15 protein-coding genes are annotated in these 19391 nt (G+C 64.9%); 9 read left to right on the forward strand and 6 right to left on the reverse strand.

All coding sequences use genetic code 11. From position 1 onward, the window contains the following. Positions 1-53: 53 nt before the first annotated feature. On the reverse strand, positions 54-653 hold the full coding sequence (locus tag ACIBW7_RS09640) for a TetR/AcrR family transcriptional regulator (RefSeq protein ID WP_397045867.1): 600 nt from the start codon (positions 651-653) through the stop codon (positions 54-56). A 140-nt stretch (positions 654-793) separates the two neighbouring features. Here ACIBW7_RS09640 and ACIBW7_RS09645 point away from each other — a divergent pair, with 140 nt between their 5' ends. Next, positions 794-1675, forward strand: coding sequence for an SDR family oxidoreductase (locus ACIBW7_RS09645; protein ID WP_397045868.1), 882 nt, complete (start codon positions 794-796; stop codon positions 1673-1675). A gap of 34 nt (positions 1676-1709) precedes the next feature. Here ACIBW7_RS09645 and ACIBW7_RS09650 read toward each other — a convergent pair whose 3' ends face one another. Next, positions 1710-2612, reverse strand: coding sequence for an SGNH/GDSL hydrolase family protein (locus ACIBW7_RS09650; protein ID WP_397045869.1), 903 nt, complete (start codon positions 2610-2612; stop codon positions 1710-1712). A gap of 598 nt (positions 2613-3210) precedes the next feature. Here ACIBW7_RS09650 and ACIBW7_RS09655 point away from each other — a divergent pair. From ACIBW7_RS09655 to ACIBW7_RS09680, 6 genes are all read left to right on the forward strand, one after another. Beyond that, complete coding sequence (locus ACIBW7_RS09655) at positions 3211-4566, forward strand: cytochrome P450 (protein ID WP_397045870.1); 1356 nt, start codon at positions 3211-3213, stop codon at positions 4564-4566. 33 nt (positions 4567-4599) lie between these two features. Further along, positions 4600-6000, forward strand: a complete 1401-nt coding sequence (locus tag ACIBW7_RS09660; protein ID WP_397045871.1) for a wax ester/triacylglycerol synthase family O-acyltransferase — start codon at positions 4600-4602, stop codon at positions 5998-6000. 5 nt (positions 6001-6005) lie between these two features. Continuing rightward, positions 6006-7466: a flavin-containing monooxygenase gene (locus ACIBW7_RS09665; protein WP_397045872.1), complete on the forward strand. Its 1461-nt coding sequence runs from the start codon at positions 6006-6008 to the stop codon at positions 7464-7466. Between the two features lies 1 nt (position 7467). Beyond that, a complete protein-coding gene (gene asnB, locus ACIBW7_RS09670; protein WP_397045873.1) occupies positions 7468-9375 on the forward strand; it encodes an asparagine synthase (glutamine-hydrolyzing) in 1908 nt (635 codons plus the stop codon). Next, positions 9372-10541 (forward strand): cytochrome P450, encoded by a 1170-nt coding sequence (locus ACIBW7_RS09675; RefSeq protein WP_397045874.1) that lies wholly within the window; start codon positions 9372-9374, stop codon positions 10539-10541. Before asnB ends, ACIBW7_RS09675 begins: the two co-directional genes overlap by 4 nt. A 190-nt stretch (positions 10542-10731) precedes the next feature. Further along, a complete protein-coding gene (locus ACIBW7_RS09680; protein WP_397045875.1) occupies positions 10732-12762 on the forward strand; it encodes a CocE/NonD family hydrolase in 2031 nt (676 codons plus the stop codon). A 1-nt stretch (position 12763) separates the two neighbouring features. Here ACIBW7_RS09680 and ACIBW7_RS09685 read toward each other — a convergent pair whose 3' ends face one another. The 3 genes from ACIBW7_RS09685 to ACIBW7_RS09695 all read right to left on the reverse strand — a co-directional run bounded on the left by ACIBW7_RS09685 (position 12764) and on the right by ACIBW7_RS09695 (position 16376). Continuing rightward, positions 12764-13348, reverse strand: a complete 585-nt coding sequence (locus tag ACIBW7_RS09685; protein ID WP_357479435.1) for a TetR/AcrR family transcriptional regulator — start codon at positions 13346-13348, stop codon at positions 12764-12766. 136 nt (positions 13349-13484) lie between these two features. After that, the gene (locus tag ACIBW7_RS09690; RefSeq protein ID WP_397045876.1) at positions 13485-14699 is read right to left on the reverse strand and encodes an Ig-like domain-containing protein; all 1215 of its coding nucleotides are present in this window, start codon (positions 14697-14699) and stop codon (positions 13485-13487) included. A gap of 126 nt (positions 14700-14825) precedes the next feature. After that, on the reverse strand, positions 14826-16376 hold the full coding sequence (locus ACIBW7_RS09695) for an LCP family protein (RefSeq protein WP_397045877.1): 1551 nt from the start codon (positions 16374-16376) through the stop codon (positions 14826-14828). A gap of 229 nt (positions 16377-16605) precedes the next feature. Here ACIBW7_RS09695 and ACIBW7_RS09700 point away from each other — a divergent pair, with 229 nt between their 5' ends. Together ACIBW7_RS09700 and ACIBW7_RS09705 are read left to right on the forward strand one after the other, a co-directional pair. Continuing rightward, entirely contained in the window at positions 16606-17259 is a 654-nt protein-coding gene (locus ACIBW7_RS09700; protein WP_397045878.1) for an SDR family NAD(P)-dependent oxidoreductase, read from the forward strand. 126 nt (positions 17260-17385) lie between these two features. Beyond that, positions 17386-18516: a serine hydrolase domain-containing protein gene (locus tag ACIBW7_RS09705; protein WP_397045879.1), complete on the forward strand. Its 1131-nt coding sequence runs from the start codon at positions 17386-17388 to the stop codon at positions 18514-18516. 44 nt (positions 18517-18560) lie between these two features. Here the strand turns inward: ACIBW7_RS09705 and ACIBW7_RS09710 are convergent, their stop codons facing one another. Continuing rightward, positions 18561-19343 carry a hypothetical protein gene (locus ACIBW7_RS09710; protein WP_397045880.1) on the reverse strand — a complete coding sequence of 261 codons (783 nt, stop codon included), beginning with the start codon at positions 19341-19343 and terminating at the stop codon, positions 18561-18563. Positions 19344-19391: the final 48 nt, after the last annotated feature.

The raw sequence follows: 19391 nt of genomic DNA on the forward strand, positions 1-19391 counted from the left end.
CCTCGAAGTATGGTCGACTTACCTAATAATCGGTAGGTAATGTTATCAATACGTTACAAGTTCGGATCGCCATCCGGGCGGATCAGTAGCAGGAACTTGCGCAGCAGCGCGGGCATATCCACGTCATCCGGCGACAGCAACCACTGCTGCTGCAAACCGTCCAGGACCGCGATCAGCAATACTGCGGCATCCCGATGTGAGACGCCACGCGGCGGATCGCCGCCCAGGGCGCGCTCCAGGAAGGCTGTCAGCATCTCCCGAGCCTGCGCGTATCGATCGACGAAGTAGTCGCGCGCGGGATGATCCTGGGTGACGCTTTCGGCCGCGAGCACCGTGAACGACTGCACGATTCCGGGCCGCTCGGCATTGCGTTCCACCAGCTCGGCGAGGAGTTCCAGGGTCGTCGCATGGCCCTGTGCGGTGGCGAGCAGAACATCGAGGTCGTTCTGATCGCGCAGCGCGAGCACATTCGCCAGCAGCGTCTGCTTATTGGGGAAGTAGTGCAGCACGCCTTGCTGGCTGAGCCCGACCCGCTCCGCGACGATCGCAATGGTCGCGCCCTGGTAGCCGCGTTCCGCGAAAACCTCGAGTGCTGCCTCCAGGATCGCTCGACGACGATCCTCGTGACCGGCCCGGCCCTGGGCCCGCTTCATGCGGTGCACTCTTCTGCTGCGTCCATTGTTCGCAGACTAGCGAATTGCCATTGACAGCGGCGGTTTCGGCGCGTCTACTATCTACCACCGGTAGATCTAGCATTGGTAGATAATAGAGCAGTGATAGAAGTGGGTGTGTCATGTTCTTGGTAGTCGGCGGAACCGGCGTCGTAGGACGGCAAGTGGTCGAGCGATTGGTGGCAGCGGGTGCGCCCGTGCGTGTGCTCACGCGCAATCCGGCCCATGCGCTGCCGGGTGTGGAGGTCGCGGTGGGCGATCTCCATGACGGCTCGGTTGTATCTGCCCTAGGTGGTGTGACGCGCGTGGTGTGCACCGTTCACGGCGGAGAAGGCAAGGGCCGCAACGGACCTCGTGGACTTGAAGGTGCGGCGCTGCCCGGCCTGATCGATGCCGCCACCGAGGCGGGAGTCACGAATTTCGTATATCTGTCCGCAACGAGTGCCGATGCGGACAGTCCGGTCGATCTCTTCCGCGGCAAGGCGCAGGTTGAGGCACTGCTGGACCGCGGCCGGATGCCGTATACGGTGCTGCGGCCGACGCATCTTATGGAGACCTGGGTGCCGATGCTGGCCGATTCGCTGGTGAAATCATCGCGCGCACTCGTCTTCGGATCCGGGAACAATCCGGTCTCATTCGTCGCCGGTGCGGATATCGCCGCGGCCGCAGTGCAATTCGCATCGCGTCAGGGCATTGGCCGAACCGTGGAACTCGGCGGGCCCGACAACTGGACGTTGCGCGAGTTGAATACGCAGATCGCGCAGCGGCTCGGCATCGCGATCGGCAAGGAGACCGCATTGTCGGCCCGCATGCTGCGGATATCCGCCGCGGCGGTGCGGCCGTTCGATGAGGTGCAGGCTCGCCGAATGCGGCTGGGGGCGTTATTGGATTCCCGACCGCAGACCGTCGACGCGGGTGCGGTCTGGGAGGAACTGGGCATCGCGCCTGCTCGGCTGGTCGATTGGCTCGACCGTCTGCCGATGCCTGACGCCGTGTCACAGTGACGCTGGGCGCTGTACCGCGCCCAGCGCCGCGATCTCATCGCAGTGCGGCGACAACCTGCTGTGCGATGTTCTGCTCACCGAAGGTGTTGGGGTGGAGCGGGACAATGGACGGACTCGACAGCGAGGGGATGAGCCCGTTGATCCACTGCTGGTCGGGTCCGGCGCACATATCGTGTCCGATGCTGGAGGTGGCGGTGTCGACGAAGATCGCGCCGTGCGCGGCGGAGACGTTGCGTAACAGCGTATTGAGGTTGACCAGTACGTCCTGCAGGTAGTCGGCGTCGCGCGGCCAGGCGGGCTGTTGTGCCGGACATGCGCCTTCGCGCGATGCGGTGGGGTATCCGACGATCACGATCGTGGCTTCGGGTGCGCGCGAGTGGATTTCATCGATCGCGGTGCCGTAGACGGGTGCCAGGGCCTTGGTCCGTTCCGCGAAAGTGTCGACGCCGTTCGCCGTGAAGGTGTCCGCGCATGATGTGCCGTAGGGCTCCGGCAGGAGATTGCCGCATAGCAGGGCCTGCTTCGCGAGGCCGATATCGTTGCCGCCCATGGTCATTGTCACCAGGGTGGTGTCCGGTGTGAGCGCATCGAACTGCGGTGCGGCGGTTCCGGAGACGACGCCGCGCTGCGGGTTCGTGAGGTCGTCCAATGTGGCCCCACCGCAGGTGACGTCCTTGAAGGTCGCGACGCCGAGCTCCTTCGCGACCAGCGACGGGTAGTTGACCGCGGAGCGTGAACACGTGGCGAGCTCGGTTTGCGGAAATACGCCCGCCCCCGCGGCGAAGGAATCACCGAGGGCCACATAGTGGGTGTCCGCGGTCGGGTCGGCGCTCGCTTGCCCCGTGATAGCGGCGCTCGCCGCGACGGTCATCGCGGCCGCGGCGACCGCCGGTCTCACCTTTCCGAATAGGTGGTTCCAGCTGCCGAAAACTTGCATTGTGTCTCCTTGTCAACCCATGACCGGACGAATTCGGGTCTGAACTCCCAGGAGTAACTCGTGCAGGCGGGATCGACCCTGGACATCCGACCGATACGTGCAGAGTCTAACCGCGATTCGCTAATCCCGAATAACTTTCGGTTTTACCGGTGACATTATCTGGTCGCTGCGGACTCGGCCGCACGCCGAGACTCGGGCGCCGTTGGGGGATAGCGCATTTCGCCGGACGGCCAGCGACCAGGCGTTGTTTCAGATTTATGCCGTTTGGTGGGGCACTGTTGCGTTCCTCACTATTCCGTCTCTACCTGCGGAAAATCCGCGATGACGAATCGTCAGGGTTGACACCGCCCGCTCGCGCTGGCTACGGTCGCCATTGTTCGCGCTGAGTCATCGCCCGCCTCGGCATTAATGGCAGCAGGCTATTCCAATTGGTCTGGCCGAATGTTTCGACTGCGGGGAGGCTGTCGTTATTCTTCGACTCTGGTCGCATTCACAAAGAAACTCGGCGGAGCTTTCTTTGTGCTCCGAGACAAGATTCTCGCGCCTTTTTCTCGACCGCCAAGACTCAACCAGTTCCTTTCGACGTCAGGCGCCAGCTTTGTCCGTCTCGATCTCGCCCGCCAAGACCGTGGATGATCTCCCGGGGCCGAGCCGGTGGCCGTTGCTGGGGAATCTCCCGCAGATGCGGCCCTCGTTGCTGCACCGTCAGTTCGACGAGTGGTGCGATGAGTACGGCCCGCTCTACCAGTTGAAGATGCCGGGGCGGCACATTGTCGTCGTGAGTGATCCCGATCTGAACCGCGAGATCTTCCGGGACCGGCCCGGTGGGTTCCGGCGGCAGTCGGCGATCGAATCGGTTATGGACGAGATGGGTTCCAACGGACTGTTCTCGCTGGAGGGTGAGGCGTGGCGGCTGCGTCGCAAGCTGGCGATGCCCGCCTTCAATGCCTCACATCTGCGCAGCTTCCATCCCACCCTGGAGACGATCACCGGACGGCTGCGGCAGCGCTGGGAAAGGCAGTCGCCCAAGGATATTCGCGCCGACCTGACCCGCTACACGGTGGATGTCACCGCCAAGCTGACCTTCGACTACGACATCAATACTATTGAACAGTCCGGCGACATCATCCAGCGGCACCTGGAGCTGATCTTCCCGCTCATCAACCGGCGGATCAACAGCCCGCTCCCGTACTGGCGCTATGTCAAACTTCCGGACGACCGGGCGCTGGAGCGCGCACTGGCCGCGCTGCGCACCGATCTCACCGGTGTCATCAGTCGGGCCCGCGCGAATCTGCCTGCGGCGCCGACGAATTTCATCGAGGCCTTTCTGCTGGCGCAGGACGGCAGTACCTCCTTCACCGATGACGAGCTGTTCGCAGAGGCACTCACCATCCTGATCGCCGGTCAGGACACCACCAGCAATGCCATGGCCTGGCTGCTCTACCACCTCGCGGGCAATCCGGCTGTGCAGGAACGGATTCGCGAGGAAGTCGCCGAGATCCCCTCGGCGCTGGACCGGCAGCCGTATCTGGAAGCCGTTGTCGCCGAATCGATGCGGCTGCGGCCGACGACCCCGATCGTCGGACTGGAGGCAGCCGTCGATACGACGATCGATGGTGTGCACATCCCGGCGGGCACCTGGGTGATCGTGAATGTGCAGCATGCGAGCCTGCAGGAGCAGAACTTCGAAGACGCGCTGCGCTTCGACCCGGATCGCTGGCTGCGCAGCGAGCACGGCACGCATCGGCCCGAGGTCTCCACACCGTTCGGGGCCGGCCCGCGCTTCTGTCCGGGACGCGGGTTGGCGATGTTGGAGATCAAGAATGTGACCGGCATGGTCTGCCGCAACTTCGAGGTGCGCCTGCCCGCGGGTGCGCGGGCGCCGAAGGATCGCTTCCACTTCGCCGTCATCCCCATCGATCTCGATCTCGATCTGATCCGACGGCCCGCCTGACCCCCATTCGCCGAGCGAACTCTAAGGATGTAGATGTCGTTGCATCGACTGACCGCGACCGACGGTGTCTGGCTGTCGCTCGAATCTGCCGATATGCCGATGCATATCGCATTCCTGCTGGAATTCACCGCACCCGAGGGCGGGGCGGCCCAGTTCCTGCGGCAGTGGCGGGCCGGGCTGGACGCCCCGGCGAGCCTGCCGCAACCGTGGAACTTCCGCCCGCTGAAGTTTCCGCCGCCGGGTGTCGCGGCCATGGTGCGTGAGGTCGACGATATCGACCTGAGCGAGCACATCCGGGAGTGGACGCTGCCCGAGCCGGGCAGCCAGGACCAGCTGACCGAGCTCGTGTCGTCGATCCATCAGAAGCAGCTCGATATGAGCCGTCCGCCATGGGAATTGCACGTCATCGAGGGGCTGGCGCAGGACCGTTTCGCGCTCCTGCTCAAGGTGCACCACAGCCTGCTCGACGGCGCATCGGCCATGCGGTTGTTCACCGATACGTTCACCGAGGATGCCGACGCCCGCGATGTGCCGGACCTGTTCACTGTGCGCCCGGCCGCCGAATCGGCGGAGGCCGGTACGGCGAATCCGTTCCGTGCCCTGCTCACCGCATTGACCGGCGTGCTGGCCTTGTTGCGCGGTGTCGGATCCGCCGTTCGCGATGCCTTCCGACGTGCACGCGGCGATAAGACGATGGCGCAGAAGGCATATCAGCAGCCGGAAACCGTTCTCGACGGCACCATCACCGGCGCGCGCGATCTGTCCCGGCGTCGCTACGACCTCACGCTGTTCAAGCGATTGGCGAAGGCGGGTGACTGCACGATCAACGACATCGTGTTGTACCTCGTCAGCACGGCGCTGCGCAGCTACCTGACCGATCACGCTACGTTGCCCGAAGAGTCGCTGACCGCGGGCGTGCCCACCGATCTGCGCGAGGAGGACGACGCTCGCGCCGGCACCCGCGCGGGCATGATGTTCACCGCGCTGGCCACCGATATCGCCGATCCGCGCGACCGGTTGAGTGCGGTCAAGTACTACATCCGCGCCGCGAAACAGCATATGGGCGAGATGGCTCCGAACGAGGTCATCGGCTACGGACTCGCGGTCACCCTGCCGTGGATCCTCGGACTCAGCTTCGGCTTCACCACCACCGCATCCTCACACCCGATGGGCGTCTCCAATGTGCCGGGGCCGCGAAACCCGCTGTACTGGAACGGTGCTCGGCTCGAGACGATCTATCCGATTTCGCTGCTCATGCACGGCAATTCGCTGAACTTCACCTGCATCGGCTATTCGGGTGGGCTGCATTTCGGCGTCCTCGGTGTCCAGGAAAAGCTGCCGCCGATGTCGTACCTCACCGGGGCGATCGATGCCGCGCTCGATGAGCTCACCGAACTGCTCCTGCCGGACCGCACACAGCTAGCCGCTGGATGACGTCGATGTCGAATTACGATGTGGCGATCATCGGCTCGGGCTTCAGCGGGCTCGGCGTCGCGATGAATCTGCGCCGCCTCGGCACTGACAACTTCGTCATCCTGGAACGTGCCGACGCAATCGGCGGCACTTGGCGCGATAACGTCTATCCCGGCTGCGCGGTCGATGTGCCGTCGGTGCTGTACTCGTATTCCTTTGCGCCGAAGGCGGACTGGACCCGCGTGTACGCGACCCAGCCCGAATTGCGCGCCTACACCGAGCAGGTCGTCGACAACTTCGATCTGCGGCGGCATGTGCAGCTGAACAGTGATGTGGCCGACGCCGATTTCGACGACGAGGCCGAACAGTGGGTGCTGCGGCTGAGCGACGGCAGACTGGTCCGGGCCCGCGCCGTCGTCATGGGTTACTTCTCCCTACATGCCGAGGCTATTCCGGATATCCCTGGTCGCTCCGGTTTTGTCGGGCCGCAGATGCATTCGAGCAAGTGGGACCCGTCATTCGAACCGGCGGGCAAGCGGATCGCGGTGGTCGGGGCCGGGGCGAGCGCGGTGCAGATCGTACCCGCGCTCGCGAAGTCGGCGGCCGAGCTGATCTCGTTCCAGCGCACTCCGGCCTGGGTGATTCCGCGCCTGGACCGGCCGATTCCGCCGACTGTGCGCAAGATACTGCGCACCGTGCCGCCGATTCGGTTGGCGGCACGCGGATTCGTCTTCCTGTTCCTGGAGGCCATGCACTTCGCCGTATTCCATCCGCGGCTGGTCTCGGTCTACGAGCGGGTCGTCCGCAAGGTACTCGCCGAACAGGTCCGTGATCCCGAATTGCGGCGCAAACTCACGCCCGACTATGCCTTCGGCTGCAAGCGACCGATGGTCTCCGACGAGTACTACAGCTCGTTCACCCGTCCGAATGTGCGGCTGAGCACCGAGAAAATCACCGAGATCACCGCAACCGGCCTCCGCACCGCTGACGGAGAGTTGCACGAGGTCGATGCGATCGTGTGGGCCACCGGATTCCACGTCCAGGATTCCATCGCGCACTTCCCGGAGTTCCGCACCGCGGCGACCTCTACGCGAAAGAAGTTCCAACGAGATGGTTTTCGCGCCTACCGTGGCATTGCCTTCGCGGGGTTGCCGAATCTGTTCGCGGTTACCGGACCGAATACCGCACTGCCGCACACCTCGCAATTCCTCGCCATCGAACCCACGACGAAGCTGATCGCCAAGACGATCGAGCATATGCGGGCCAAGGGGATTCGCCGCTACAGCCCGTCCGAGCGGGCCGAGCGCGAATGGGTCACGCGCGCACGAAAACTGCTCGGCAGCCGGGTGTGGTCGACCGGCGGATGCACCAGTTACTTCATCGATGCGGACGGCACCAACACCCTGACCTGGCCGGGCGGAACGTTCAGCCTCCGGCTCGACCGGCGTCGCATCCGCCCGCAGGACTGGGATACCGGAAGACAGTGACATGTGCGGCATCAATGGAATAGTCGACTTCGCCGGACCGGTCGATCCGACCCCGATCGCGACCATGAACGAGATCCAACGCCATCGCGGCCCCGACGGTTTCAGCACCTGGCACCGCCGCCATGTCGCCTTCGGCTTCCAGCGCCTCGCCATCGTCGATGTCGAGCACGGCGCGCAGCCCGCCCGCAACGAGGACGACACTGTCCACGTCGTCGTCAACGGCGAGATCTACAACCATCGGGAACTGCGCGATGCGCTCGCCGCACGCGGGCATCGGTTCCACAGCCACTCCGACGCCGAGGTGATCCCGCACCTCTACGAGGAGTACGGTCCGGGCTTCGTCGAACGCCTGGACGGCGATTTCGCCATCGCCCTGTGGGATTCGCGCCGAGTACGGCTGCTGCTCAGCCGCGATCGGGTCGGCGTCAAACCGCTCTTCTATCACCACCGAGGCAGCCGGATCGTATTCGCCTCGGAGATCAAGGGCATCTTCGCCTCCGGACTGGTCGACGCGACCATGGACCCGCAGGGCCTCAGCGACTGCCTGTTCTACGGCCACACCATCGCACCGCGCACCTTCTGGCAGGGCATCGACGACCTGCCACCCGCGACCATCGTGACGATCGATCGTCGCGGTATCTCCGAACAGCGTTACTTCACACCGTTCCTGCGCCGCGATCCCGATGCACCGCTGCTCACCGGCCGGGCCGCGATCGAGCGGTTCAACGATGCCTTCACCGCGGCGGTACGCAAACGCCTGCCCGACGAGGTGGGGGCCGGAATCGCGCTGAGCGGCGGCCTCGACAGCTCCGCCATCGCCGCAGTGGCCGCCCGGCGCTGCGGTGCCCCGCTCACCACCGCGAGCATCCGGCTCACCGGTGAAATTCTCGACGAGACGCCGATGTCGCGGCTGGTCGCCCAGTCCCTCGGCCTACCCAATGACGAAGTCGAGATGACCGGTGCTCGTGCGTGCGAGCTACTGCCGAAGAGCCTGTGGCACTTCGAATCACCGTTCTGGTACGGCGCGGTGGCGACACCGTTCCTCGATCTGACCGAATTCGCTCGGAACAAGGGCCTCAAGGTCGCCATGAGCGGAGACGGCTCCGATGAGCTGTTAGCGGGCTACGACTTCTACCGTCTGATGAAGCTGAGCTCCCGATTGGAACAGCTGAAATGGGCCCAGACCGCGATCTGGCGCAATGCCACCAAATGGGTCGGTGCGCCATCGGGTTTGGACAGCCACATCGTCTCCGTGGCAGGCCGACGTGCCGAATACACCGCCCGCTACGGCGAGGTGCCACCCTGGATCTACCTGTGGAGCGCCCTCGGCGACACCACCGGACCCATTGCGCCCGAGGGTCTTCCGGCCCCATCGCCGCTCGCCCCGCCACCACCGCACGACAAGCTCCGCCGCCAACTGCATTTCGAGTTCTACACCCGGCTGCCGCACTGGGTGCTGCCGATCTCGGATCGCCTCGGGATGGCCAATAGCATCGAGGTGCGTGTGCCCTACCTCGACCGTGATGTCATCGATGTCTGCGCCGAACTGTCACCGGAGATGCTGGTGCACTGGGGAACCGAGAAGTACGCGCTCAAGCGGGCCAGCGCGGACGTGCTGCCGAAACAGATCGTGCGCAGGCGTAAGAAGCCGTTCATGACGCCGGTCGGCCCGTGGTATCTCACCGGTTCGGGTGCTGATCTGGCGCACGACCATCTTTCCCGGGATTCGGTGCGGCGCTACGGGATCTTCGATCCGGTGGCCACCGAACGGATGTGGCGCACCGCGGTCGATCAGACCGGCACCTGGGCCGCCACCGCTGCGGAATGGGGTTGCCTGGCTGTCATGTCCACCCACCTCGTACTGGACCAATTCCGCTCGCTGGGCACGAGTGAGCGAGTCGCCTCGTGAAAACCGCCGCCGCCCACGAATATGCCCTGCACGGATTCGCCCAGCCCGCACTGCCTCTGGTACTCGCCGCCGGGTCGCTGATCAAGCCGATACGGCGAGTGCCCAAACTCGGCTGGCTGGTGGCAGATCCGGAACTGGCACGTCAGATCCACAGTGACACCGACCATTTCAGCATTATCGGTGTCGGCGCGTCCGGGCACTGGTGGGGACAGATGCTCGGCGAGTGGGTCTTCGAACTGTTCGAGGGCCGGCCGCATGTCGAATTCCGGGCGCAGGTTCGCGATCTGTTCACCCCCGAACGGTCCAGGGTGATCACCGAGCGGGCGGTGGGGCCGATGCTGCGCCGACTCACTGCGGATCTGTCTGCCGGAAAAACCGTTGATATGGCGAAGTTCTCGCGCGAGTTCACCGGACGCACCATGGCCGAGCTGGTCGGCTTGCCGGTCGACGATTCACCCGCCGCCTACGAGGAACTGTTCGGCCTGGTCGAGGCCATGGCCAATCTCGGCAAGGGGAACTACGACACCACAGTCGTCTCGGAAGGCAACGCCCGCAAGGGACGTGCTGTGGCCGATCGCATCGCCGCCGCCGTGCCCGCCGTCTATGAAACCGCCGACCCGAGCACCACCATCGGACGCAGCCGCGAACTGGGCCTCGGACCCGAAATCACCCGCCGCATGGCCGCCTTCCTGGTCGTCGCCGGAACCGCGACGCTGGCAAGTACGTTGGGCCGAATGGTCGCTTTGCTGCACGATAGCGGAGCTCAGCACGAACTGATCGAGGACCGAAGCCTGATCCCGGACGCGGTGCGCGAGGCGCTGCGGGTCACCAGCTCGATGCCGATCGTCGGGCGCGGTGTCGTCTCGGATATCGAGTTGGCGGGCAGACGATTACGCGCGGGCGACCGCGTGAAGATCATGACCTGGTCGATCAACAATGCGGCCGGCGGCTATGACCTGCGGCTGGGCAAGGTGCACGAACTCCGGCAGCTGTGGTTCGGCGGCGGTCGCCATATCTGCCTCGGCGCGAGTCTGACCCATGTGGAGCTGGCCGCGGTATTGGAGGCGATGACCGCGCCCGGCCGTCCGTGGACCATCACAAAGCGCCGCTACCGCACAAACGTGTTCGTCCCGCTCTACCAGCGATTGGATATCGCCCTGACCTGATGAGCGGTCCGCTTGCCGCGCAGTCGGTTCAGGGAGAATGTCTGGCAACTTAACTGCGGTCCACAGTCCAAGGTGTGCTGCACAGCGCGTTGTAGTGAGTCACGGTTGCGCACCAACGGCGATGCAAGTTACTGTACCCACTCGTTGATGGGAACGGGGTAGTTCCTCATTGCGGGAGGGTTTGGCAAGCATGATCCGACATCGACGTCCGATTAAGGCAGTGGCTGCTGCGATAGCCACGATCACCGTGTTTGCCGGAGCCGTGGTCGCGGCCGCGCCGACCCAGGCCACGCTCGGCCTCGATGCGCAATTCACCGCGACTCATGCGGGGCCGCAACAGTATCCGAACGTCTACATCGACTGGGACATCCCGATCACCATGAGTGACGGCACGGTGCTGAAGGCGAATGTCTACCACCCGGCCGACGCCTCCGGCCGGCCGATCGTCGAGCCGACGCCGACCATCGTGAACCTCACGCCCTACACCAAGCTGGTGGCGAATATCGCCGACTCCGTGCTGGCCATCCCCGGCCTGGCCGAGCCGCTGATGCAGGCGCTGCACGGCTTCGATCTCTCGGCCTACGGCCTGAGCGGGATCAGCGATCTGGCACAAGCATTGGCGGGCGGCACCGCGCGCACCTTCGCGGTGGATCGCAAACTGGTGCAGAGCGGCTACACCCAGGTGGTCGTCGACGTGCGCGGCACCGGCTTCTCCGAGGGCACCTGGCAGGTGTTCGGTGATCGCGAGCAGCAGGACGGCGTCGAGGTCGTCGACTGGGCGGCTGCGCAGCCGTGGTCCAACGGCAAGATCGGCATGAGCGGCATCTCCTATTCGGCCATCAACCAGCTGCAGACGGCGGAGCGCAGACCCGCTGCGCTGCAGGCGATCTTCCCGATCGTGCCGGGCAGCGATCTGATCCGTGACGTCGCCGCACCCGGTGGCGCACTCGGCATCGGGTTCATCCCGGAATGGCTGCTGGCCGTCGACGGTACGAAGCTGATTCCCGATGTGGTGTCCATGCTGGCGGGCAAGTTCGACTGGACCTGGCTGGCGGATCGCGTCCGCGACCCGTTCACCTTCTTCAATATGATCATCATGGCGCTGGGCACCCAGAGCATGGATCAGATTCCGCCCGAAATGCATTCGGTGCTCGACGATCAAAGTCCGTTGCGCACCGCCTGGATCGGACATCCCGATCGCATCGATGTGCCGACCTTCGTCTACGGCGGCTGGCAGGACATCTTCGCCTACTCCTCGCCGCGGGTCTACAACGCGATCAATGTGCCCGACAGCCAGAAGAAGCTGGTGATGGACAACAACTATCACATCACCACCGGCTCGGGCATGGGTGACGCCGACGGACCGGCGGCCCTGGATGTATTGCAGCGCGCGTGGTTCGACAAGTGGCTCAAGGGCATTGATAACGGCATCGATGACTACGACCAGGTCACCCTGTGGCAGCAGGGCGGCGGCTGGACCCACACCTCGGCCTTCCCGCGGCCCGATATGGATTACCGCCGTATGTATTTGAACGCGGCGGCCTCGGGCACCGCGCCGGGCAGCGCCTACGACGGCAGCCTCACCGGGGAGCCGGGGGGACCCGCGCGGGTTTCGATCGCACCCGGCCTGACCACGCTCTGCTCGCGCGATGGTGCACAGGGGACAGCGGGCATTCTGCCGCTCCCGGATATCTGCACAAAAGATTCGAGGATCGCCGAGACCAACGGTCTGACTTTCACCAGCGCGCCGGTCGCCGTGCCGACCCAGATCTCCGGGGCGATCGCGATACACCTCGACACCGTCTTGGACGCCACGGACGGCTACTGGACCGTGACACTGAACGACGTTGCGCCGGACGGACGTTCGACCCAGTGGACGCACGGCCAGCGCACCGCATCCCTGCGCGCCGTCGACGAGAGCAAGGCCACCCGCTCCGCCAACGGCGATTACACCGACCCCTACCCTTATCTGACGCTGGACACCCGCGAACCGATCGTGCCCGGCCGACCGACGGTCATCGATATCGGCATGTTCGCCACCGACGGTGTGCTGCAATCGGGGCACCGGCTGCGCGTCGATATCTTCGCCGGAAACTTCCCGAGCAGTCTTCCGTTGCGCCCCTTGCTGAATGAGAGCGGGTTGAAGCCGCAGCACATCGAGCTGGACCCGAATCAGCCGAGCTGGGTGAACATTCCGGTCGACGGCGAGCCGGGCTGGTGAATCAGGCCGGGCCGGAGCCGAGCAAGACCAGTGCGGCGCGAGTCAGTGTGGGCGCCAAGGCCGGTAGCTCCTGCGGCCCGGACTCGATCAGGGTGGCCCGGACGCGATCGTCGATGCCGCCGAGCAGCACATCGATCAGTCCGGGATCGGGTTCGGCGCGAACTTCGCCCGCGCGCACACCGATTCGCGCGGCGGCCACCATCCGATAGCCGAACATGCGGTGCGTGCGGGCCCGGCGGGCGATGAGTCCCGGTCCGGCGGCGAGGGTTTCGATATGCAGCGCGCGTGCGGCGGCCGGCTCGGCGGCCAGGAATTCCAGATACGTTTCCAGCGTCGTGCGCACCAGTTCGACGAAGGTGTCCGCACCCGATTCCGCGACCACCCGGTCGAGTTCACGGGTGATGACGTCGACCGCGAAATCGAAAGCGGCGGTGAAGCATTCCTCTTTGCTCTCGAACAGCCCGTAGAACGTGCGCCGGGCCACCCGGGCCCGACCGACGATATCGGTGATCGTGGTCGGGCCGTAGCCGAGTTCGGCGACCGCCTCCAATGCGGCGATATACAGCCGCTCGCGCTGTGACGTCACGACTTCGTCCCGGGACAAGCGATGCGGCCCTCGGGGCAATCGGTCCGGAGAAGCGCTGGTCAAGACGGTCATAATGCCGACGATTCTGCCACACCGGGAACTTTCGCCCGGAAATTCCGGTCCGGCCCACCAAGACTCAGTGCAGCGCGCTGCCCTGGACCCACTCGTCCCACGGCACGCCCCAGTCCCCGTTCTGCCAGACCTCGAGCGGTGCGCCGCCGGTATTGCGGACCTCGACCACATCGCCCGGAATCGCAAAATTGTAGAACCACTGGGCGTTCGCGGCGCTCAGGTTCAGACAGCCGTGCGAGAGGTTCTGGCTGCCCTGCGCCCAGACCGTGGAATCGAGCTGGTGCAGATAGATGCCGTCGGTGCTGATGCGGGTGGCCCAGCCGATGGCCTCCTTGTAGCCGAGCCGGGAATTGACCGGCAGGCCGTAGGTTGAGGAGTCCATGATCACCGGATTGCCCTTGTCCATCACGGTGTAGATGCCCGGCTGGGTCCAGAAGGTCAGCGTCTTACCCCCGATGACCTCGCTGCCGCCCCTTCCCATCGAGGTGGGCATGGTGCGGATCAGATTGCCGTTCTCGAAGACCTGCACCTGTTTGGTGTTGTCATCGGCGATGGAGACATGCGACGGGCCGATGGTGAAGGTGGTCTTGGTGTCCTCCTGGCCGTAGAGTCCGCCGCCGAGGTCCGCGCCGTAGATGTTGGCCGCGGCGGTCACCTTGGTGCCCGGTGCGAAGTACTGCTGCGGCCGCCAGTGCGCGTTGCGCTTGTCGAGCCAGTACCAGGAACCTTCGACCGGCGGGTTGGTCGTCACCGAGAGCCGCTTCTCCGCAACGGCCTTATCCGGGACATCCTCATCGAAATGCGCGACCACGACGGTGCCGACACCGAAGGTGCCGCCGTCCGCCAGCGGTGTGCCGCCGGTGGTGGTCATATACACCTTGGTCTGGTTGTTCGGCGCCAGCGTGCTGAAGGTCGAGGTGGTCGGCCCGACGCGGCCGGTGATGGTGAGGCTTTCGGCGGTGATCGTGTAGGTGTGCCCGTATCCGAGTGGATCGACGGGCTTCCACGCCGTCTTGTCCGGGGTGTAGATGCCCTCGATCGAACGGCCCGCCTCATTGGCGAGTTTCACCGAGGTGAGCATGCCGTCGTTCGCGGTCACCACGACCGGCGCGAGCGGATCGACATTGTTGCCACCGCCCGGCGTGATGACGATCGGGGGCGGCGGCGGTCCGGCCTGGGTGGTCGGAGCTTCCGACTTCGATGAACATCCGGCGACGAGCAATATCATCACCAATGCAAAACCCGCAGCTGCTCTCCACCGGAAGCGGCGACTCGACATGACTCTCCTGTGTTTCGCCGTGCGTTCCCTGCGGCGCACCTACGACGTACTGGCCCGTGCCGTAGTTTACCGGCCATTTCGGGCGTGGTTCGCCGCCGCGGGTGTGACCTGCGCGAACATCCGGCCTCAGTTGACGCAGGGCACGCTGCTGCCGATCGTGGTCGCGACCGGCTTGCCCGCATCGGGCGCGGGTGTGGCGGAGGTGGTGGTCGCGCTCGCGCTGGTGGTCGGCACCAGTTCGGTGGGCATGGTGAAATCGGTGCCGACAACCACGGTGATGTGGCCGGGTTCGACATTCGGTGATGCGGTCGCGGTGAGGCCGAGGATGTCGCCCAGCTGCGCGGCATCGGTCTCTGCGCCGGTGCCGTAGGTGATGGTGGAGATGGCGCGGGTGACGGTAGTCGTGCTGCCCGCCGGATAGCCGCGCTTGGTGAGTGCGGTGGAGAGTTGGGCGGCCCGGCCGCTGTATCCGCTCGCATTGTGCACATCGACGATGCTGGTCGGGGTGCGCGTCGAGGTGGTCGGTGTGGTTTCGATACCGAAGGCGGCGCGCACTTCCTTCTTGATGGCCGCCGGATCGACGATATTGACGTCCTGACCGTCGATATTGTCGTAGCGCAGCACTGGCAGCGTCCGGAATTCGACCGAGATCGAGCCCGCCGACCCGAGGTCGCGGGCGAAGTCGAGCAGGTTCCAGCCGTCGGACAGCACGATATCGCGGTGTGCGACATCCATGAGACCGGAGAGCTTGCTGAAGTTGGTCAGCGTGCCGGTGTCCTTCAGCGATTTGGCGACCGAGGTGAGGAAGGCCTGCTGGCGGTGGGTGCGGTCGAGGTCGCCGTTCTCCAATCCGTGGCGTTGCCGCACGAAGGACAGCGCATTGGCGGCATCGAGATGCTGCGGACCCGCGGGGAAAACTGCGCCGGAGTAGTAGCTGTCGTCGACCGCGTGGTTGAGGCAGACATCGACGCCGCCGAGCTTATCGGCCAGATCGTAGAAGCCGACGAGCGAGATTTCGGCGAAGCGGTCGATGGGGACGCCGACCAGATTGCGCACCGTCTGCACGATCGATGCCCGCCCCGCCTCGCGGCCCGCGCGTTCCAGGGCCACCTTGTCCTTCATGCCCGAGTTTTCCAGCTTGGTCTCGGTTGCGGCCTTCTTCAGCCCGTAGGCCTCCTTGATCTTGGCGTGGTCATAGCCCGGAATGCCGGAGACCGCGACATAGTCGTCGCGCGGAATGGAGAACGCGACGATCTTGTGCATATCCGCAGGAATATGCAGCAGGATCAGCGAATTCGCGTTGTAGCCGCCATTGTCGCCGTCGCCGGCGTGCAACTGGTCCAGGATCGCTTTCGGCAAGTCGTTGCCGTCGAGGTCCTTGCGGGTATCCAGGCCGATCAGCAGGATATTCAGATCGCCGCCGAGTGAGCGCGGTGCGTCCTTGCCGATCGCGTCGGTGTGGGTGAAGCCGTTATCGAATTCGGTCTTGGCCGACCAGGCGAATCCGGTGCCGGACAGAACGGCGAGAGCGGCGATCGATGTCAGGACGCGCATTGCGATCTTTGCCGCTTTGCGGGCGCGATGGGGTTTCGGATCCGCTCGTCGGTGCGCTGCTCGCCGGTGTCCGGTGCCGCGGGTATCGGTGATTTTGGGGAGCTCGACGGTGTCGTCATTCATGGCGGCGGCCTAGGTCCCGGGTCATTCTCGCCGCCTCAGCTTTCGTTTCGGGTCACGACACAGCGCATGTCCGGGTCATACCCGCTAACGACTTGTTGCACCCGCTAGTGACTGCTTGCAGGTCACTCGAAAGGGCCCGCTCAACCTTGCCAGTGTTACCGACAGCGCTCGGGGCAGGCAAGAATCGGACATTGTGATCTGCACAGATTGACGCTCTAGTCTCGTATACATGGCTGCTCCCGTGTTGCTCGTCCTCGGTGCCGGTCCCGGCGTCGGACTGTCCGTCGGCCGTCTTTTCGCGCGCGACGAGTATGTAGTGGTGCTGGCCTGTCGGCTCGGCGCGGAGGCCGAGCCGTTGGCGAAGGAATTGCTGGGCGAAGGTTTCGACGCCGAAGGTGTCGGTGTGGATCTGGCCGATCCCGACAATGTCACTCGTATTGTGACCGAGGTGGGCGAGCGGCATGGACGCATCGACGTGCTGCACTTCAACCCGAGCATCTTCCGGCAGGCGGATCCGCTGCGATTGACGGTCGCGGAGTTGATCGAGGACTTCACGATCGGCGCCGCGGCGCTGCTGCCCGCAGTGCAGGCCGCCCGGCCGTTCTTCGCCCCCGGTGCGCGCGTGCTCGTCACAGGGAGTGCGGCGGCGGATAAGCCGTGGCATGAGGCGGCATCGCTCGGTGTGCAGAAGGCGGCGGTGCGCAATCTCGTCACCAGCCTGGACACCACCCTGGCGCCCGACGGTTTCCGTGCCGTCGCGGTGCAGATCAATGGTGTGCTCGGTGAAGGTGCGTTTACCCGGGAGCGGGTCGCCGCGGCATTGCACGCCGCCGCCGTCCGCCCCCTCGACGACTGGACACCGCATGTGTCCTATAACGGCTGATCCGACAAGACATTCCAACCAACGACGCGCCTGCGCCGGATTTTCCTTCGACTCGAACGGTACCCGCGCGGGTGTCACCGTCCGCACCGAAGGACCGGCCGAGCGGGTCGCGACGAAGGAGGATGTATGCGGCGGTTCAAGGTAACAACGGCTTTGGTTGCCGCACTGGTGATTTCGGTGCTGCCGAATCTCGCGGCTTCCTCGGCGCAACCGGCCACGGTGCACCCCCAAGTGCTGCAAGCCAGGCTGGATGACCTGGTTCGTTCGGCTTTCGTTCCAGGGGGGCAGCTGGTCGTAACCGCCGACGGCGACGCGACTCAGATCAATAGCGGCGTCGGCGATCTCGCGACGGGCGCTCCGTTCCCGGATGACGCACAGGTTCGGATCGCCAGCAATACCAAGACATTCGTGGCGACCGTGGTGCTGCAGTTGGTGGGGGAGGGGCGAATCGAGCTCGACGCTCCGATCGAGCGTTATCTGCCCGGTGTGGTGCGCGGCCCCGGCGGCGACGGGAATCTGATCACCGTCCGAAATCTGTTGCAGCACACCAGCGGTATTCCGGACTATCTCGTTCGATTGGACTGGGGTTCCGTCGAGGCATTGCAGCGGTACCAAACCGCGGATCAGCTGATCCGACTCGGTTTGGATATGCCCGCGCTGTTCGCGCCCGGTTCGCGTTTCAGCTACTCCAATACCAATTATCTGCTGGCCGGAAAGCTGATCGAGCAGGTCACGGGACGGCCGCTGGGCGCCGAGGTGACGACCCGGATCCTGAGCCCGCTGGATCTCCGCGATACCTACTGGCCCGCATTCCCGCAGGAGAACGTGATTCGCGGTCCACACCCGCGCGCATATCAGATCTTCAACGGTGCCCAGGTCGACATAACCGATATCGACCCGGGCTGGGGCTTGGCCGATGGCGCGCTCGTCTCCACCGATGCCGACCTGAATCGCTTCTTCTCCGCCCTACTTTCCGGAAAACTGCTTCGCCCAACCGAACTCGCCGAAATGCAGCACACCATCCACGGCGGTGACCCAGCTCTCCCCGACGATGTCGGCCTCGGCCTGTTCCACCGCACCAATGCCTGCGGCATCGATATCTGGAGCCACGGCGGCGCCATGGACGGGTTCTTCGTCTTCGGCGGCTACACCCCCGCCCGCTCGGTAACCGTCAGCCTCAACCAAGTCCCGCCCCTGTTCGGCCTCGGCTACAAGGGTGCCATGGACAGCCTGGTAGACAGCGCCTTCTGCGGGTGAGGGAGTCGGTTCTACGGACGGCCGACCGAATAGCCGTGGCGGAACTACTTCGGTGCGGGCGGCGCGGGTTGGGTCGTCGTCTTGTCCGCGAACCGGGTGGTGCCGTCCGGAGACATCATCGTGTTGACGTAATCCACGCCGGAGGCGATCAGGATCGGTCCGCCAACGACGACCGTGCCGATGATCCCGCCGAGGGCCGCACCGGTGGTCAAGCCGAGGATGCAGCCTGCGGCAATGGTGGCGACACATCCGACGACCGCGCCGATGGCGGTTCCGACGAAGCCGCCGATCGCCGTGGCCAGGCCGAACTGCGTGGCGAATTCATTGCGGGCACGGTTGTTCTCGGCCATCGATGCGACCGGCTTGACGGCCAGTGGCTGCGAGATGTCGAGTCCGGCGGGCTTCTGCGGCGCCAGTTCCAGTACCGTGCCGTCCTTTTCGACCACCGGCTTGACCGGTATGTCGGTATCGGCCGCCCGGAACCGCAGTGGCAACGTCAGGACGACGTGACCGTCGGTGTCGGCCAGATCGACGACATCGACCACATCGGCGATATCGGCGGCCTTGCCGTCTTTATCGACCAGCGTGCCGTCCTTGTCGACCAGCCGCCCGTCGCCGCCGGCTGCGAGCTCGCTTTCCGCCGCCTTGGACAGGGTGAAGGTGCCGTTGCGCACGCTGGCCACCACCGTCTTGTCGACTAGCTTGACCGAGTAGGTGATGTCCTGCCGCGGGGGCGCGGCGACCGGCTCGGCATGGGAAACTCCGGCGCCCAAGGTCACGGCACCGATGACAAGGATCGCCGCCGCAGTGCTATCGCAAAGCTTCATTCGCGTATTCCGTTCCGTCATCAGATTATTCGCTCTTCGCAACGCCCC

Origin of the sequence: Nocardia sp. NPDC049526, assembly GCF_044465765.1 — a bacterium.
In the GTDB taxonomy this organism is placed as follows: domain Bacteria; phylum Actinomycetota; class Actinomycetes; order Mycobacteriales; family Mycobacteriaceae; genus Nocardia.

Excerpts from the sequence above, each read along its gene's own strand:
- ACIBW7_RS09640 (WP_397045867.1), bottom strand. The coding sequence starts at position 653 with ATGAAGCGGGCCCAGGGCCGGGCCGGTCACGAGGATCGTCGTCGAGCG.
- ACIBW7_RS09645 (WP_397045868.1), top strand. The coding sequence starts at position 794 with ATGTTCTTGGTAGTCGGCGGAACCGGCGTCGTAGGACGGCAAGTGGTC.
- ACIBW7_RS09650 (WP_397045869.1), bottom strand. The coding sequence starts at position 2,612 with ATGCAAGTTTTCGGCAGCTGGAACCACCTATTCGGAAAGGTGAGACCG.
- ACIBW7_RS09660 (WP_397045871.1), top strand. The coding sequence starts at position 4,600 with ATGTCGTTGCATCGACTGACCGCGACCGACGGTGTCTGGCTGTCGCTC.
- ACIBW7_RS09665 (WP_397045872.1), top strand. The coding sequence starts at position 6,006 with ATGTCGAATTACGATGTGGCGATCATCGGCTCGGGCTTCAGCGGGCTC.
- asnB (WP_397045873.1), top strand. The coding sequence starts at position 7,468 with ATGTGCGGCATCAATGGAATAGTCGACTTCGCCGGACCGGTCGATCCG.
- ACIBW7_RS09680 (WP_397045875.1), top strand. The coding sequence starts at position 10,732 with ATGATCCGACATCGACGTCCGATTAAGGCAGTGGCTGCTGCGATAGCC.
- ACIBW7_RS09690 (WP_397045876.1), bottom strand. The coding sequence starts at position 14,699 with ATGTCGAGTCGCCGCTTCCGGTGGAGAGCAGCTGCGGGTTTTGCATTG.
- ACIBW7_RS09695 (WP_397045877.1), bottom strand. The coding sequence starts at position 16,376 with ATGAATGACGACACCGTCGAGCTCCCCAAAATCACCGATACCCGCGGC.
- ACIBW7_RS09700 (WP_397045878.1), top strand. The coding sequence starts at position 16,606 with ATGGCTGCTCCCGTGTTGCTCGTCCTCGGTGCCGGTCCCGGCGTCGGA.
- ACIBW7_RS09705 (WP_397045879.1), top strand. The coding sequence starts at position 17,386 with ATGCGGCGGTTCAAGGTAACAACGGCTTTGGTTGCCGCACTGGTGATT.
- ACIBW7_RS09710 (WP_397045880.1), bottom strand. The coding sequence starts at position 19,343 with ATGAAGCTTTGCGATAGCACTGCGGCGGCGATCCTTGTCATCGGTGCC.